The 14,153-nt window shown below is 68.3% G+C and carries 11 protein-coding genes; 6 read left to right on the top strand and 5 right to left on the bottom strand.

The window, feature by feature from the left end:
* Window positions 1-34: 34 nt before the first annotated feature.
* The 5 genes from BDW16_RS16425 to BDW16_RS16405 are packed head-to-tail and all read right to left on the bottom strand — an operon-like array spanning window position 35 to window position 5,425.
* Window positions 35-1,372 (bottom strand): MFS transporter, encoded by a 1,338-nt coding sequence (locus tag BDW16_RS16425; protein WP_083954255.1) that lies wholly within the window; start codon window positions 1,370-1,372, stop codon window positions 35-37.
* A gap of 39 nt (window positions 1,373-1,411) precedes the next feature.
* Window positions 1,412-2,188 carry a pyrroline-5-carboxylate reductase gene (gene proC, locus BDW16_RS16420; RefSeq protein ID WP_066576954.1) on the bottom strand — a complete coding sequence of 259 codons (777 nt, stop codon included), beginning with the start codon at window positions 2,186-2,188 and terminating at the stop codon, window positions 1,412-1,414.
* A complete protein-coding gene (locus tag BDW16_RS16415; RefSeq protein ID WP_241230466.1) occupies window positions 2,188-3,444 on the bottom strand; it encodes an amidohydrolase family protein in 1,257 nt (418 codons plus the stop codon). Before BDW16_RS16415 ends, proC begins: the two co-directional genes overlap by 1 nt.
* Window positions 3,444-4,805, bottom strand: a complete 1,362-nt coding sequence (locus tag BDW16_RS16410) for an amidohydrolase family protein (RefSeq protein WP_066576965.1) — start codon at window positions 4,803-4,805, stop codon at window positions 3,444-3,446. The genes BDW16_RS16415 and BDW16_RS16410 overlap by 1 nt, the downstream gene beginning before the upstream one ends.
* Window positions 4,806-4,807: 2 nt before the next feature.
* On the bottom strand, window positions 4,808-5,425 hold the full coding sequence (locus BDW16_RS16405; RefSeq protein ID WP_241230467.1) for an FMN-binding negative transcriptional regulator: 618 nt from the start codon (window positions 5,423-5,425) through the stop codon (window positions 4,808-4,810).
* A gap of 193 nt (window positions 5,426-5,618) precedes the next feature.
* On the opposite strand from BDW16_RS16405, the gene pdxR reads away from it, so the two are divergent.
* From pdxR to BDW16_RS16375, 6 genes are all read left to right on the top strand, one after another.
* Window positions 5,619-7,079, top strand: a complete 1,461-nt coding sequence (gene pdxR / locus BDW16_RS16400) for a MocR-like pyridoxine biosynthesis transcription factor PdxR (RefSeq protein ID WP_066576969.1) — start codon at window positions 5,619-5,621, stop codon at window positions 7,077-7,079.
* An 82-nt stretch (window positions 7,080-7,161) separates the two neighbouring features.
* Window positions 7,162-7,650, top strand: coding sequence for a hypothetical protein (locus BDW16_RS16395; RefSeq protein ID WP_100362787.1), 489 nt, complete (start codon window positions 7,162-7,164; stop codon window positions 7,648-7,650).
* Window positions 7,650-9,314, top strand: a complete 1,665-nt coding sequence (locus BDW16_RS16390) for an amidohydrolase (RefSeq protein WP_174532029.1) — start codon at window positions 7,650-7,652, stop codon at window positions 9,312-9,314. The genes BDW16_RS16395 and BDW16_RS16390 overlap by 1 nt, the downstream gene beginning before the upstream one ends.
* A 175-nt stretch (window positions 9,315-9,489) precedes the next feature.
* Window positions 9,490-11,652, top strand: coding sequence for a TonB-dependent receptor (locus BDW16_RS16385; protein WP_066573869.1), 2,163 nt, complete (start codon window positions 9,490-9,492; stop codon window positions 11,650-11,652).
* Window positions 11,653-11,835: 183 nt separating this feature from the next.
* Window positions 11,836-12,876 (top strand): substrate-binding domain-containing protein, encoded by a 1,041-nt coding sequence (locus BDW16_RS16380; RefSeq protein WP_066573867.1) that lies wholly within the window; start codon window positions 11,836-11,838, stop codon window positions 12,874-12,876.
* Between the two features lie 187 nt (window positions 12,877-13,063).
* On the top strand, window positions 13,064-14,152 hold the full coding sequence (locus BDW16_RS16375) for a PepSY-associated TM helix domain-containing protein (protein ID WP_066573866.1): 1,089 nt from the start codon (window positions 13,064-13,066) through the stop codon (window positions 14,150-14,152).
* Window position 14,153: the final 1 nt, after the last annotated feature.

Genomic DNA, 14,153 nt, shown 5'->3' with positions numbered 1-14,153 from the left:
AACGGGCCAAGACGCACATTCCCGCTCCGCCAACTCAGCGCAGATGCCCGTGCGCCCGCGGCTCGCGCATCTGCCACGCGACGACGAAGGCGACCGCGCAAACGGCCGAGACATACCAGGCGAACAGCCCTTCATGCCCCATCTGCTTGAGCATCAGCGCGGCCCATTCGGCCGTCCCGCCGAAAATCGCGGAGGCGATGGCATGGCCCAGGCCGACCCCCAGCGCACGCACCCGCGCCGGGAACAGCTCGGCTTTGAACAGCCCGGAGACCGAGGTGTAGAAGCTCATGATCGCCAGTGCCGCGAACACCAGCAGCCCGGCGCTCCACATCGTCTGCGCCTGCCCGATCGCGCCGAGCAGCGGCACCGCGAACAGCGTCATCCCGCCACTGAAGATCAGCAGGTTGGTCCGCCGACCGATGCGATCCGAAAGCGTGCCAAGCACCGGCTGGAGCAGCAGGAAGGCGAAGGTGACGATCAGCATCGTCCGGCTCGCGCTCGCCACGTCCATGCCGGCGGTGTTGACGAGGTATTTCTGCATGTAGGTGGTGAAGGTGTAGAGCGTCACCGCCCCCGCCGCGCTCAGCGCCATCACCACGAACATCGCGCGCGGATGCTGGAACAGTGCCTTCAGCGACCCCGCATCCTCGCCCTTGCTCGCGGGCTCGGCGGTCTCGTGCATCACGTCGCGGAACAGGATGAACACCCCCGCGAGCACCGCGCCGAGGAGGAAGGGCAGGCGCCAGCCCCATTCGCGGATCGCCGTCTCGCTCATCGTCGACTGCAGCGCGAAGACCACCAGCAGTGCGAACAATTGCCCGCCGATCAGCGTCACGAACTGGAACGAGGCATAGAAGCCGCGCTTGCCCGGTTCGGCGATCTCGCTCAGATACGTCGCTGCCGCGCCATATTGCCCGCCGGTGGAAAAGCCCTGCATCAGCCGCGCGACCAGCAGCAGCGCCGGGGCGGCCGCACCGATCGTCGCATAGGTCGGCAATACCCCGACGAGCAGCGATCCCGCGCCCATCAGCACCACCGACGCGATCATCGCCGCGCGCCGCCCGTGACGGTCGGCATAGCGCCCGAAGAACCAGCCGCCGAGCGGCCGGATCAGGAAGCCCGCGGCATAGATCGCCGCGACGTTGAGCAACTGTGCGGTCCGGTCCCCCGCCGGGAAGAAGGCCGAGGCGAAATAGAGCGCCGTGTAGGCATAGGCGTAGAAGTCGTACCACTCGATCAGGTTGCCGACCGATCCCGCCACCGCGGCGCGCGCCCGCGTCCTGCGGTCGAGCGGCACGGCATGCGCCGGGCGCGTGTCGAGGGGGGCGTCCCCGTCTGCGGGCACGCCGATCATTCCGGGAATCCGGGCCATCATTCCTCTCCTGAGCGGGCGGCCTCGCGCCCGCTGTGTCTATCCGGCCAGCTCGCGCGAACGTGCCGCCGCCGCTTCGACGACCTTCCGGACGAGCCGGTCGATCGCATCGTCGTGATCCAATTGCCCAAGCCCCGCCGCGGTCGTCCCGCCGGGGCTGGTCACCTGCCGCCGCAACTCGGCCAGCTCGGCCGGGTCAGCGCCTGCCAGCGCCGCCGCGCCGGTAAAGGTCGCGCGCGCCAGCTGCATCGCCAGCTCGGGCGGCAGTCCCTCCTCCGCGCCCGCCCTGGCCAGCGCCTCGGTGAAGCGGAAGAAATAGGCCGGGCCGCTGCCCGACACCGCCGTCACCGCGTCGATCTGCGCTTCCTCGTCGATCCACACCACCTGTCCCGTGGGACCGAGCAGTTCGTTGACCGTGGCGAAATCGCCCATCCGCACGTCGCGCCCGGCGACCGCGGCGGTGATCCCCTGTCCGATCGCGGCGGGGGTGTTGGGCATGGTCCGCACCGTCCGTCCGCTGCCCAGCGCATCGCTCAGCCCCTGCAAGGTGATCCCGGCCATGATCGACACGAACAGCGCGTCGTGGCGCGCCAATGGTCGCAGCGACTCCCCGATCGACGGAAACACCTGCGGCTTCACCGCCAGCACCACGGCCATCTCGCCGCCCGCCTCGACATCGTCGAGCGAGTCCACCCGCTCCGTGCCCTCGGGCAATTCGGCCGCCATCGGATCGAACACCAGCACGCGATGCGCGCCATTCCAGCCACGCGCCATCGCGCCGCCCATCCGTCCGCACCCGACCAGCAACACGTTCATCAGCGAGCATCCTTGTAGCGTTCGGCAAGCAGATCCTGCCGCGAGCGCGCCGATACCCGACGTCCCTCGACGATGACAGCCGCCGCATTGGTCGACGGCTCCAGCGGATCACCGTCCCACACCACCAGATCGGCGTCGGCACCGGCGCTCAGCGTGCCGCCGCCCTTGCTCCAGATGCTCAGCGGGTTGACCGTCACCGCGCGCAACGCATCGGCATAGGGCAGGCCGTTCGCCACCGCGATCCCTGCGCCTTCGCGCAACGCCATGCCGGCATTGTAGTTGGTGTGGATCTTGCCGCCCGCAAGGCCGAAAGCGACCCTCACCCCCGCCCGCGTCAGGATCGCGGCATTGTCCTGCCGCGCGCCCAGCTCGTCGAAGCCGCCGGGCAGGTTGGTCGACGGATCGAGCACCACCGGGATCTTCGCCTCCGCAAGCTGATCGGCCACGCGCCAGGCCTGCGCGCCCTCGACGATGATGACGCGGATGCCAAACTCCGCGGCGAGCGTGATCGCCTCGCGAATGTCCGACTCGCGGTTGGTGTGGATCGCCAGCGGCGCCTCGCCCGAGATCACGCCACGGATCGCTTCCTCGCCCGCGCGGCGGCCGCGCCGCGGTGGTGGATCGTGGCGATCGCGCTTCTTGTCCTTGCCTGTCTCGGGCGCCGTCATCGCGCGCTTCGCGTCGCCCAGCGCCTTGCGCAGCACCGCCCATTGCTGCGCGCGCGATCCGACCCGGTCCCATGCCCCGCCGCCGATCACGGCATAGACCGCTACCTCGCGCTCGCCCAGGATGTCGACACCCTCACGGAACCGCGCGATCGCCGGCTCGCCCGCGAACACCGGGATGCGCGAGGGCGAAGGATAGACCAGGGCGCGGGTGATGCCGTCGGCGCGGATCAGGCTGACCAACGTCGAATTGCCGTTGAGCGCGCGCGAGGGATCGAAGCCGGGATTGCGGTCGTCGGCCGATCCCTGATCGCGCGTGTCGCCCGACGCGGTCTCGATCAGCCCCACCTGCGTTGCGCCGTTCATCAGCCCCGGCGTCACCGGCTTTCCGCGCGCGTCGATCACGCTCGCGCCCTGCGGCACGCCGCCGCCCGGCGTGACCGAGACGATCCTGCCATTCTCGATCAGGATCGTGGCATCCTTCACCGGCTCGCCCGTCTCCATCGTCCAGGCCTCGGCATGAGTGACGGCGATGGTCTGCGCGGCGGCGGGCGTCGCGGCGAATGCCAGCAGCATTGCGATCGTCCGCATCATCGCACGCCTCCCCGGCCGAGCTCGAAGTCCGACACCGGCGCGCCCGGCGGCTTCGACCGGTCCCACGCCACCGCGCCGTCGATCAGCACCAGATCGGCCCTTGTGTAGATGCTGAACGGATCGCCCGACCACAGCACCAGATCGGCCGACAAGCCGGGCTTCAGCGTGCCCACCTTGCCCTCCAGCCCCAGCAGCTTCGCCGGGTTGCTCGTGGTCCATTTGATCATCGTCTCGGGTGGCGTCTCGATGCCGATGCGGCGCCCCGCCGCCGCCGCCTTGGCCGCGGCGATGTTGAGCCGCTGGCCGTCGGCGGCCGAATCCGAATGCATCATCACGCACACGCCTGCGCGCTCGAGCATCGGCGCCTCGGCGCGCACCGCATCCTGCGCTTCCATCTTGAAGCCCCACCAGTCGGCCCAGACCGCCGCGCACGTCCCGCTCTCACGAAGCAGGCCGGGGATCTTGTATGCCTCGGTCGCGTGGTGGATCGCGCCGATACGGAAGCCGAATTCCTTGGCCACCGCCAGCACCGACGCGATGTCGTTGGCGCGATAGCAATGCAGATTGACGCGGATGTCGCCCGCCATGATGCCCAGCAGCGCTTCCTTCTTGAGGTCGCGTCCGACCTTGCCCGCCGCGCGCTCGCGGCCATAGGCCTGCGCGTCGAGGAACGCCTGGCGCATATAGGCGATCACGCCCTGCCGGCTGGTCGGCCCGTCATTGTCGTCGTCGGCGCCCCAGCTCTTGGGGTTCTCGCCGCACGCCATCTTGAAGCCCTGCGCGCTGCCCGCGGCCTTCATGTCCCACACCGTCGCGCCGCGCACCGGCTTCACCACCACCGAACGCCCGGCGAAGATCGGGGTCGATCCGGGCAGGATCTGCATCGTCGTCACGCCGTTCATCAGGCCGCGGTCGAAGCCCATGTCCTGCGGGTTGACGGCGGTCTCGATCCAGGTGTCGGCGCCATTGGGGCTGCTGACCTCGGACACGTCGCTCGCCTCGCGGTCGATGTCGGTCAGCGGAACGACGAAGGTGCCGTTGTGCGTGTGCACATCGATCACCCCCGGCGTGATCCAGCGCCCCTTCGCATCCACCTCGCGCACGCCGGGATTGGTCAGCGCCTTGCCGACTGCGACGATCTTGCCGCCGCGCACCAGCACGTCGCCGCCGTCGATGCGCCCGCCCGCGCCGTCGAGGATCGTCGCCCCGCGCAGCAGCATGTCGCCAGATGGCGCGGGCGTGTAGCGGCTCGGGAACGGATCGTCCTTCCACTCCGCGGAGCGGACCTGCGCCGCCCCTGGCGCGGCCAGCAAGGCCGCCGCCGCAATCACCGAGCCGAACCGTGCCCCCGTCCGCATCTTCAACGCCCCCCGTTGAACCGTTTCATCCACGCCACGCTCTGCGCGTCCGGCAGCGCCCCCAGGATCGCATGCAGCGTCGCATCGTCCTCGTCCTGCCCCAGCTTGAACTTGCCCGAAAGCGCAGTGACGCGCGCCCGGAAGCCGATGATCCGCGTCAGCATGCCCTGATAGCGCGGCCCCAGCTCCTCGACGCTCCATGGCTCGGCGCGGCCGGCCTCCATCGCGTCGATCAGCACCTTCAGCGAAGTTTCGGTCAGCGCCTCGTCGAACGCGATCTCCGCGCCGACCTTCACCTGCGCATAGTTCCAGGTCGGCGCCCAGTCCCGGCGGCCGGCATGTTCGGGGCTGACATAGGCATCGGGGCCGCTGAACAGGATCGTCGCGCGCGGATCGGCGGTCAGCGCGGCATGGAGGGGGTTGGACCGCATCAGATGCCCGATCAGCTCGATCAGCCGGCCCTCGCCGTCATAGACGCCGATCAGCGGCAACAGGCTCGCTTCCACCGCACCCGCGCCGCCGCCGCACACCCAGGCGAGCGGAAACCCCTCGATCAGCGCGCGCACATCGGCGTCGCCGAACCGCTCGAACAGCGGCCGGTTTTCCTGCGCTTTCGTCACGCCTGCGCTCGCTTCAGCCCCGTCCATCTGCCCCGATGCCTGTGATTGATGGCCCCCTTCTTCCCCAGCGTTCGGAACCCGACAAGCGCCAAGACCGAAAAGCATCGGGGTCCAGCCGGGCGTTGCCAGCGGGCAGTTGCCGCGTTACTCTTGGTCCCCATCATCGTTTTCATTGATGGAAGGAACCGGTCCAATGCTGCGTCCGTGGCAGGTCAGCCTGGGAGAGCGAATCGATCCCGCGCGCGACGTTCCGATCTACATGCAGATCATCCAGGCGCTGATTCGCGACATCGAGCGCGGGCGCCTCACCTCGGGCACCTACCTCCCCTCCAGCCGCGAACTGGCGCAGGTGCTGGGCGTCAATCGCAAGACGGTCGTCCTCGCCTATGAGGATCTGATCGCGCAGGGCTGGCTCGATTCGGCGGGCACGCGCGGAACGATGGTCTCCGCGTCGTTGCCCGAACCCGCCAAGAAGCAGCGGGCCGAGGCCGAGGCGACGATGAGCAACGTGCCGGTCGACTATCGCTTCGCCGCCCCGCCTCAACGCCCGCTCGCCTTGCCCTCGGGCCCGGGCCTCAAGCTCGACGAGGGCGCGCCCGACGGCCGCCTGTTCCCGGCCGATCTGCTCGCCCGCGCCTATCGCTCGGCGGCGCACCGGGCGTCGCGGGAGAATCGTTTCCAATACGGCAATCCGCGCGGCACCCCGGCACTGCGCGAGAGCATCGCGACGATGCTCAAGAGCCAGCGCGGCCTGCCCGTCACCGCGGAGAATATCTGCATCACCCGCGGCAGCCAGAACGGCATCTTCCTCGCCGCGCAGGTGCTGGTCCGTCCCGGCGATACGGTGATCGTCGAAGCCCTGACCTACGAACCCGCCGTCGCCGCCTTCCGCGCGCTTGGCGCCAATATCGTCGCGGTCGGGCTGGACGAGGACGGGATCGACATCGACGCGGTCGAGCATGCCTGCCGCCGCAACGCGGTCCGCGCGGTGTTCGTGACGCCGCACCATCAATTCCCCACCACCGTCTCGCTCCGCCCCGAGCGCCGCCTGCGCCTGCTCGAACTCTCCCACCAGTTCGGCTTCGCGATCATCGAGGACGATTACGATCACGAATTCCATTTCGAATCGCAGCCGTTGCTGCCCATGGCCGGCTACGGCCCGGGCCATGTCATCTATGTCGGATCGATGTCGAAGCTGCTGCTGCCCGCGCTGCGCATCGGCTATGTCGCCGCGCCGCCGCCGGTGATCGACGCGATCGCCCACATGGTCTCGCTCACCGACGGCATGGGCAATGCGCTGACCGAGGACGCAGCGGCGGAGCTCATCGAGAATGGGGAACTCCGCCGCCATGCGCGGAAAGTGCGGCAGGTCTATGCCAAACGGCGCGAGAATTTCGCCGCGGAGATCGACCGCACGCTCGGCGACATCGTCGACTACAAGATGCCCGACGGCGGCCTCGCCTTTTGGCTGCGCTTCCACACCGATCTCGATGCGATGGAGGCACGCGCCGCGGCGATGGGGCTGCGCTTCGCCGCCTCGCGCTCGTTCATGACCCGCGACGACGCCCCGCGCGGCCTGCGCATCGGCTTCGCCAGCCTCAACGAGCATGAGGCGAAGACCGCGGTCGCGGCACTGCGCGAAGCGGCGGGATGACTGGTCCCTTCAAAAACCAGGGAGTTGGATGTTCTCCGATCCATCGCAAAGGTGGAGCGTTGGCCGAAAGGGAGGACAACAGATGAAGTATCTCACGCTCGCCATTGCCGCCTTGGCCCTGCCGGCGGTTCCCGCTGCGGCGCAGGACGCACCCAAGCCCGCCGCTGCGCAGGAGGCCTGGCCCGAAGCCTGGTTCGAGATCTTCAAGCTCGCGCCGGGCAAGCAGGAGGAGTTCATCCGCCGCATCGACCAGGCGGATCAGGTCGCGGCGGCCGGCGGCCAGCCGCCGATCCAGCTCTTCTTCCATGAGAATGGCGCGGACTTCGACGTCATCATCTTCAAGCCGGTGACCGGCTTCAAGCCGACCCCGGCGCAGGAAGCCGCGATGACCGCCAAGCGCAAGGAACTCGGCCTGCCGAGCGGCCCCGCCTATTTCGTCAACATCCGCGAACTGATCGCCGAGCACACCGACTCCAAGACCTACGGCCCGCTCTCCGCGGCGACCTGGCTCGCCCGGCTCGACAAATGGCGCGCGGAAAACCCGCCCCGCAAATCGGCGATGGGCAAGTGATGCTCGGCCGCCGCGGACTTCTCGCGCTTGGCGCCGGCGCCGCGGCGGCCGCGGTCACGCACAATGCCTTCGCTGCCGGGGGCGATCTCGACACGGCATATATCAACGCAAGGATCTGGACCGGCGCCGGGCCCGATAGCCGCTCCGACGCGATCGGGGTGAAGGGCGAGCGCATCGCCGCGATCGGCGCCGATGCGGTGCGCGCCCGCACCGGCAAGCGCACCCGCGTGATCAACCTTCAGGGCGCGTTCGTCACGCCCGGCTTCATCGATCCGCACGTCCATTTCGTGAAGGCCGCGACGATGCTGTCGCAACCCTCGCTGCGCGACGCCGCCGATCCCAGGGAGCTCGTCGCGCGCATCGCCGCCGCAGCGAAGGCGCTGCCCAAGGGCGCCTGGCTCGAGGGCGGCAACTGGGATCAGGATCGCTGGGGCGGCGAGATGCCGCACCGCAGCTGGATCGATGCGGTCACCCCCGACACGCCCGTCGCGGTGATCCGCTACGATCTCCACATGCTGTTCCTCAACTCGCTCGCGCTCCGGCTGGCTGGGATCGACCGCAACACGGTTTCGCCGCCGGGCGGGTTGATCGAGAAGGACGCGAACGGCGAGCCCACCGGCATCGTCAAGGACGCCGCCAAGGACCTGGTCCTGCGCGCGATCGGCGAGCAGACGCCCGAACGCATCGATGCTGTCACGCGCAAGGGCATCGCCCTCGCGCTGAGCAAGGGCGTCACTCAGGTCCACCCGACCGAGCTCGAGACGATCAGCTTCGATTCGACCCGCCGCCTGCGCGCGAAGGGCGAAACGGGGCTTCGCTTCCGCCACTATCTCCCCCTCAAGGACTGGGAAGCGCAGGTTGCGCTGATCAAGGAGCAGGGGCGCGGCGACGACTGGGTTCAGTGGGGCGGGTGCAAGGTGGTGTTCGACGGGTCGCTGGGCTCGCGCACCGCACGCTTCTACGAACCCTATCTCGACGAGCCCGGCACGCGCGGCATCGTCGTCACCGATCCAAAGGATCTGCTGAACTGGATCGCCGGCGCGGACAAGGCCGGGCTTCAGGTCACCGCGCATGCCATCGGCGACGAGGCGAACGACATCGTCCTCGATACCTTCGCCGCGGTCGCCAGAACCAACGGCCCGCGCGACCGCCGCTTTCGCGTCGAGCATGTCCAGCACATGAAGCCTGCGGCGATCCCGCGCTTCAAGGCCCAGGACGTGATCGCCTCGGTCCAGCCCTATCACGCGATCGACGACGGCCGCTGGGCGGTGCGCCGGATCGGCGAGGAACGGCTCAAGACCAGCTTCGCCTTCGGTTCGCTCGTCCGCTCGGGCGCGCATGTCTGCATGGGATCGGACTGGCCGGTCGCGCCGATCGATCCGCTCACCGGGCTCGAAGCCGCGATCGATCGCGAGACGCTCGACGGCAAGAACCCCGATGGCTGGTTCCCCGAACAGCGCATCACGCTGGCTCAGGCGATGCGCTGCTACACCCGCGAGGCCGCCTATGCCGGTTTCAACGACAGGAAGATGGGCCTGATCGCCGCCGGGCTCCTCGCCGACTTCGTCGTGTGGGACCGGGATTTCTTCGCGATCGACTCCCATCTGCTGACCAAGGCCAGCGTGCTGCGCACGATCGTGGGGGGCGTACAGCGCTTCGGCTGAACCTGCTTGGCCGTCGCGGTCGCCAGATTGCCCGACTGGACCCTTGCACATCCCCAAACTGGATGTTTCGCGGACCAACCCCGACTCGCATGTTACCCTCACGATACAGAGCCTGGCTCAGATCAGACCCGTATCGGGAGGGACACGCAACACCAGCTCGGGGGAGTATTTGAACATGGTTGCCCACCGTATCGCAGTCAGGGGAGCCGCCGTCGCCGCTCTCGCCGCCGCGCTCGCCGCACCCGCCTTTGCGCAGGAAACGGCAGCGGGCGAAGACGTCGTCATCACCGCTCAGCGCGACAACCAGACCCAGGTCAGCCGCAACGGCTCGCTCGGCGCGCTGGGCGACAAGGATGCGATGGATACGCCCTTTGCGGTCAAGAGCTACAACGAAGCGCTGATCCTCAACCAGCAGCCGCTGACGCTCGGCGCGGTGCTCGAGAACGACCCCTCGGTCCGCACCACGCTCGGCTTCGGCAACATGTCAGAGCAGTTCGTCGTCCGCGGCTTCAACCTGTTCGGCGAAGACATCGCGATCGACGGCCTGTTCGGCGTCACCCCGCGCCAGCTCGTCTCGCCCGAACTCTACGACCAGATCCAGATCCTCAACGGCGCCAGCGCCTTCCTGTTCGGCGCCGCGCCTGGCGGCTCCGCGCTGGGCGGCACGGTCAACCTCACGCCCAAGCGCGCGAAGGACCGGGACACCAACCGCCTCACCGCCAACTGGCTGTCCGACAAGCATTTCGGCGGCGCATTCGATTTCGGCCGCCGCTTTGGTGAAGGCAAGGCGTTCGGCTTCCGCCTCAACGGCGCATACCGTTCGGGCGATATCGCGATCGACGGCGAATATCGCCGCTCGGCCGTGGTCGGCGGCAGCTTCGACTGGCGCACCGACAATCTGCGCGTCAGCCTCGATCTCGCCTATCAGAGCGTCAAGGCGCAGCACATGCGCCCGATGGTCCAGCTCAACAACAAGTACGGCACGGTCACCGCGGTACCGCGTCCCCCGCGCGCCGACCTCAACTATGGCCAGCCCTGGTACAACCAGACGATCCGCGACGTCTTCGGCATCTTCAAGCTCGAATATGACGTGACCGAGTCTCTGATGTTCTATGCCTCGGCGGGCGCGCGCGATACCGCCGAGCGCGGAATCTATCAGGGCTTCCAGCTGCTCAATTCGACCACCGGCGCAGCGTTCGTCACCGGCTCGAACATCCCGCGCAACGACAATAACGAAGCGGCCCAGGCCGGGCTGCGCTTCAAGGGCGAAGGCTGGGGCATCACCCATCAGCTCAACATGGGCTATTCGCACAGCCGCTACGTCAACCGGAATGCCTATGAGTTCGGCCGGTTCGACGACGATGCCGTCAACGGCACCAATCTCAACAACCTCTATACGCCCCGTGCTGTGGCGATCCCCGCGTTCACGGCGCTGCGTGCGGGCAACCTCGCCGACCCCAATCCCGCCAACCGGACGCGTCTCGACAGCATCTTCGTCTCCGACACGCTCGGCTTCGCCGACGATGTGGTGCAGGTGACGCTGGGCCTGCGGCACCAGAATATCCACTTCCGCACCTACAACATCACCACGAAGGCGCAGAACACCGAGTATAGCGAGAGCACGACCACCCCGGTTGTCGGCATCGTGATCCGTCCCAGCGAAAAGATCTCGCTCTACGCCAACCGCATCGCAGCGCTGATCCAGGGACCGGTCGCCGGTGCGGGCACGATCAACGTCGGCCAGGTGTTCCCGCCCTATCAGGCGGTCCAGTATGAGATCGGCGGCAAGGTGGCGCTCGGCCGCTTCAATGCCTCGATCGCGGCGTTCACGACCGATCGCCCTCAGACGCTGAACGAGGTGACGCCGGGCGGCACCGTGTTCACCCTCAACGGCCTTCAGCGCAACAGGGGCGTCGAGGTCAGCGTCGATGGCGAGCCGCTCAAGGGCCTGCGTATCATCGCCGGCGTTTCGGTCACCGACGCCAAGCAGCGCCGCACCGCCGGCGGGCTGACCGACGGCCGCGACGCGATCGGCGTGCCGGAATATACCGCCAACGCCAATGTCGAATGGGACGTCTATGGCGGCCTGACGCTCACCGGCCGCGTGATGCAGACCGGCAAGCAGGCGGTGAACCTCACCAACACCCTCGAGCTGCCGGAATGGACCCGCTTCGACCTCGGCGCACGCTACGTCGTCGCCATTGGCGATGCGCCGGTCACCTTCCGCTTCAACGTCGATAACGTGGCGAACAAGCGCTACTGGGCCTCCTCGCTCGGCGGCTATCTCGTCCAGGGCATGCCGCGCACCTTCAAGGCATCGGCGACGATCGACTTCTGATCCCGCGATCGCGCGTCGCACCCTGGGGCCCGGCTGGCGACAGCCGGGCCTTTTTGCGCCGCCCGGCTTCGCTCCCTGTCACACGCCGGTAACCGCTCGGGCGCACAGCGTCACCTGACGGTCGCATGTGTTTCTGCGCCCCCGGCGTACCGATGGGGAGGAAGTCCAATGCTTGCCCGGCCCATGCTTGCCAGACTCGGCCTGATCACGCTCGCCTCGTTCACCCTCGCCGCGTGCGACGCGCTCTCGGCGCTCACTCCGCGGGAGATCCGCGTCGTCGGCTCCTCGACCGTCTATCCCTTCACCAGGACGGTCGCCGACGCCTTTGTCGAAGCGAAGAAGGGCCGTCGTACCCCCGTGATCGAATCGACCGGCACCGGCGCCGGCATCGCCCGCTTCTGCGAAGGCGCTGGCTCCTCGCACGCCGATATCGTCAACGCCTCGCGCCGGATGCGCCGAGTCGAATTCGATACGTGCAAGGCCAACGGGGTCGGCGACATCATCGAAGTGCCGATCGGGCTCGACGGCATCGCGCTGGCCGAGTCCAATGCGGGGCCCAAGCTCGCGCTGACCCGCAAGGATCTCTACCTCGCTCTCGCCGCCAACCCGCTGGGCAAGCCCAACACCGCGAAGACGTGGAAGGACGTCAACCCGGCGCTCCCCGCGATCCCGATCCTCGTTCTCGGCCCGCCCTCGACCAGCGGCACGCGCGACGCGTTCGTCGAGCTGATCCTCGAAGCGGGCTGCCTCGCCGCGATGCCCGCCGCTGCGGACCTCAAGAAATCCCCCGATCCCGCGCTGTTCGAAACCACCTGCCGCAAGCTGCGCAGCGACGGCGCCTATGCCGAAAAGGGCGAGGACGACACGCTGATCGTCCAGGGCCTGGCCGAAAACCCCAATGCGATCGGGCTGGTCGGCTATTCCTATCTCGACGCCAACCGCACCCGTCTCCACGGCGTGCCGATCGAGGGCGTGGCGCCGACCTATGCCGATATCGAAAGCGGCAAATATCCCGGCGTGCGCAGCCTCTATCTCTACGTGAAGAAGAAGCATCTCAATGCGATGCCCGACCTCAAGGAATTCCTGCACCTCTATTCGGCGATGTGGGAGCCCGGCGGTGCGCTCACCAAGCGCGGGCTGATCGCGGTGCCGCAAAAGGTTCGCGACCGGTCGGCAGAGGTGATCGAGCTCGCGCTGCCGCTCGACACCACCGCCCTACCCTGATCGGCCCGGTCCAGCAGCCCGAACGGACAGGTTTAAGGGTCCACCCCATCCGCGCCTGCTATCGCGAGTAGATCTCAACACCTCGGCAATGCCGGGAACCAACCGCGAAGCCGGCAGCGGCTTGGTCCCCAATCCTTTCCAGAAAGTGGATGTGTTGCGGTCCTGATCCACGCGTCACACCGCGGGGATGACCGCCCCCGCTCCCTCCGCGCGGCCATCGCTGCGCCGCACCCTGCTCAAGCTCCATCGCTGGCTCAGCCTCGGTGCCGCCGTCTTCTGGCTGCTTCAGGCGCTCACCGGCATCCTGATCGTCTTCCACTGGGAGATCACCGACGCGGGAATCGCGGGCGCGCACCGCCCGACCGATCTCGCCGCGATCGAACGCCGCATCGATACGCTCGCCCCGCCGGGGAGCGCAGCCAGGGCCGCGTCGATCTGGACCGCCGCGGGCGCGGCCGATCGCTACAATGTCTATTACGAGGATGCCGAGGGCAAGGATCGCTCGGTCCGTATCGCCGGGGACGGCACGATCCTCCATATGCCACGTCCGGACGAGGAAAGCGTGATGGGCTTCCTCGTCGGCTTCCACCACGATCTGCTAGGGTCGTGGGGCAGCTGGATCGTCGCGATCAGCGGCGTGCTGCTCTGCTCCAACCTCGTTCTCGGCCTGGTCGCCGCCTGGCCCAAACGCGGCACCTGGCGGATCGCGCTCAAGCCCGCGACGCGCGGCCCCGCCGCCGCGCGCCTCTACACCTGGCACCGAGCGGTCGGTCTGTGGGCAGCGATCCCCGCTTTGGTCATCGCTGCCACCGGCACGATGCTCAAGTTCGAGGACGGGATCGGCGACCTGATCGGGGCCGAGTCGGTCTCGCTCCCCGCCAATCCGCCCGCGGGCGAACCGATCGGCTTCGCCGCCGCCGCGCGCGCGGGCCTTGCCGCGATACCCGGCAGCACGCTGACTCAGGTCGCCTGGCCCAAGCCCGACGACGCCACCTGGCGCGTCCGCGTCCGCGCGCCCGGCGAGATCCGCCGCGCCTATGGCGGCAGCTTCGTGCTGGTCGATGCCAACACCGGCAAGGTCCGGGGCACCTTTCCGGCCGGCGAGGCGGCGCCCGCCAACGCCTTCATGAGCGCGCTCTTCCCGATCCACACCGGCGAGGCCGGCGGCATTGTCGGCCGCATCCTCTCGATCGCGATCGGCCTGTGGCTGGTGACGATGATCGTCGCCGGCACGCTGCTCTGGTTCAGGCGCCGAAAGCCGCGCGCAAGGGGGTAGG

The sequence above is a fragment of the Sphingomonas koreensis genome (assembly GCF_002797435.1).
Classification (GTDB): Bacteria; Pseudomonadota; Alphaproteobacteria; order Sphingomonadales; family Sphingomonadaceae; genus Sphingomonas; species Sphingomonas koreensis.
This window is presented reverse-complemented; position numbering and strand designations above follow the sequence as displayed.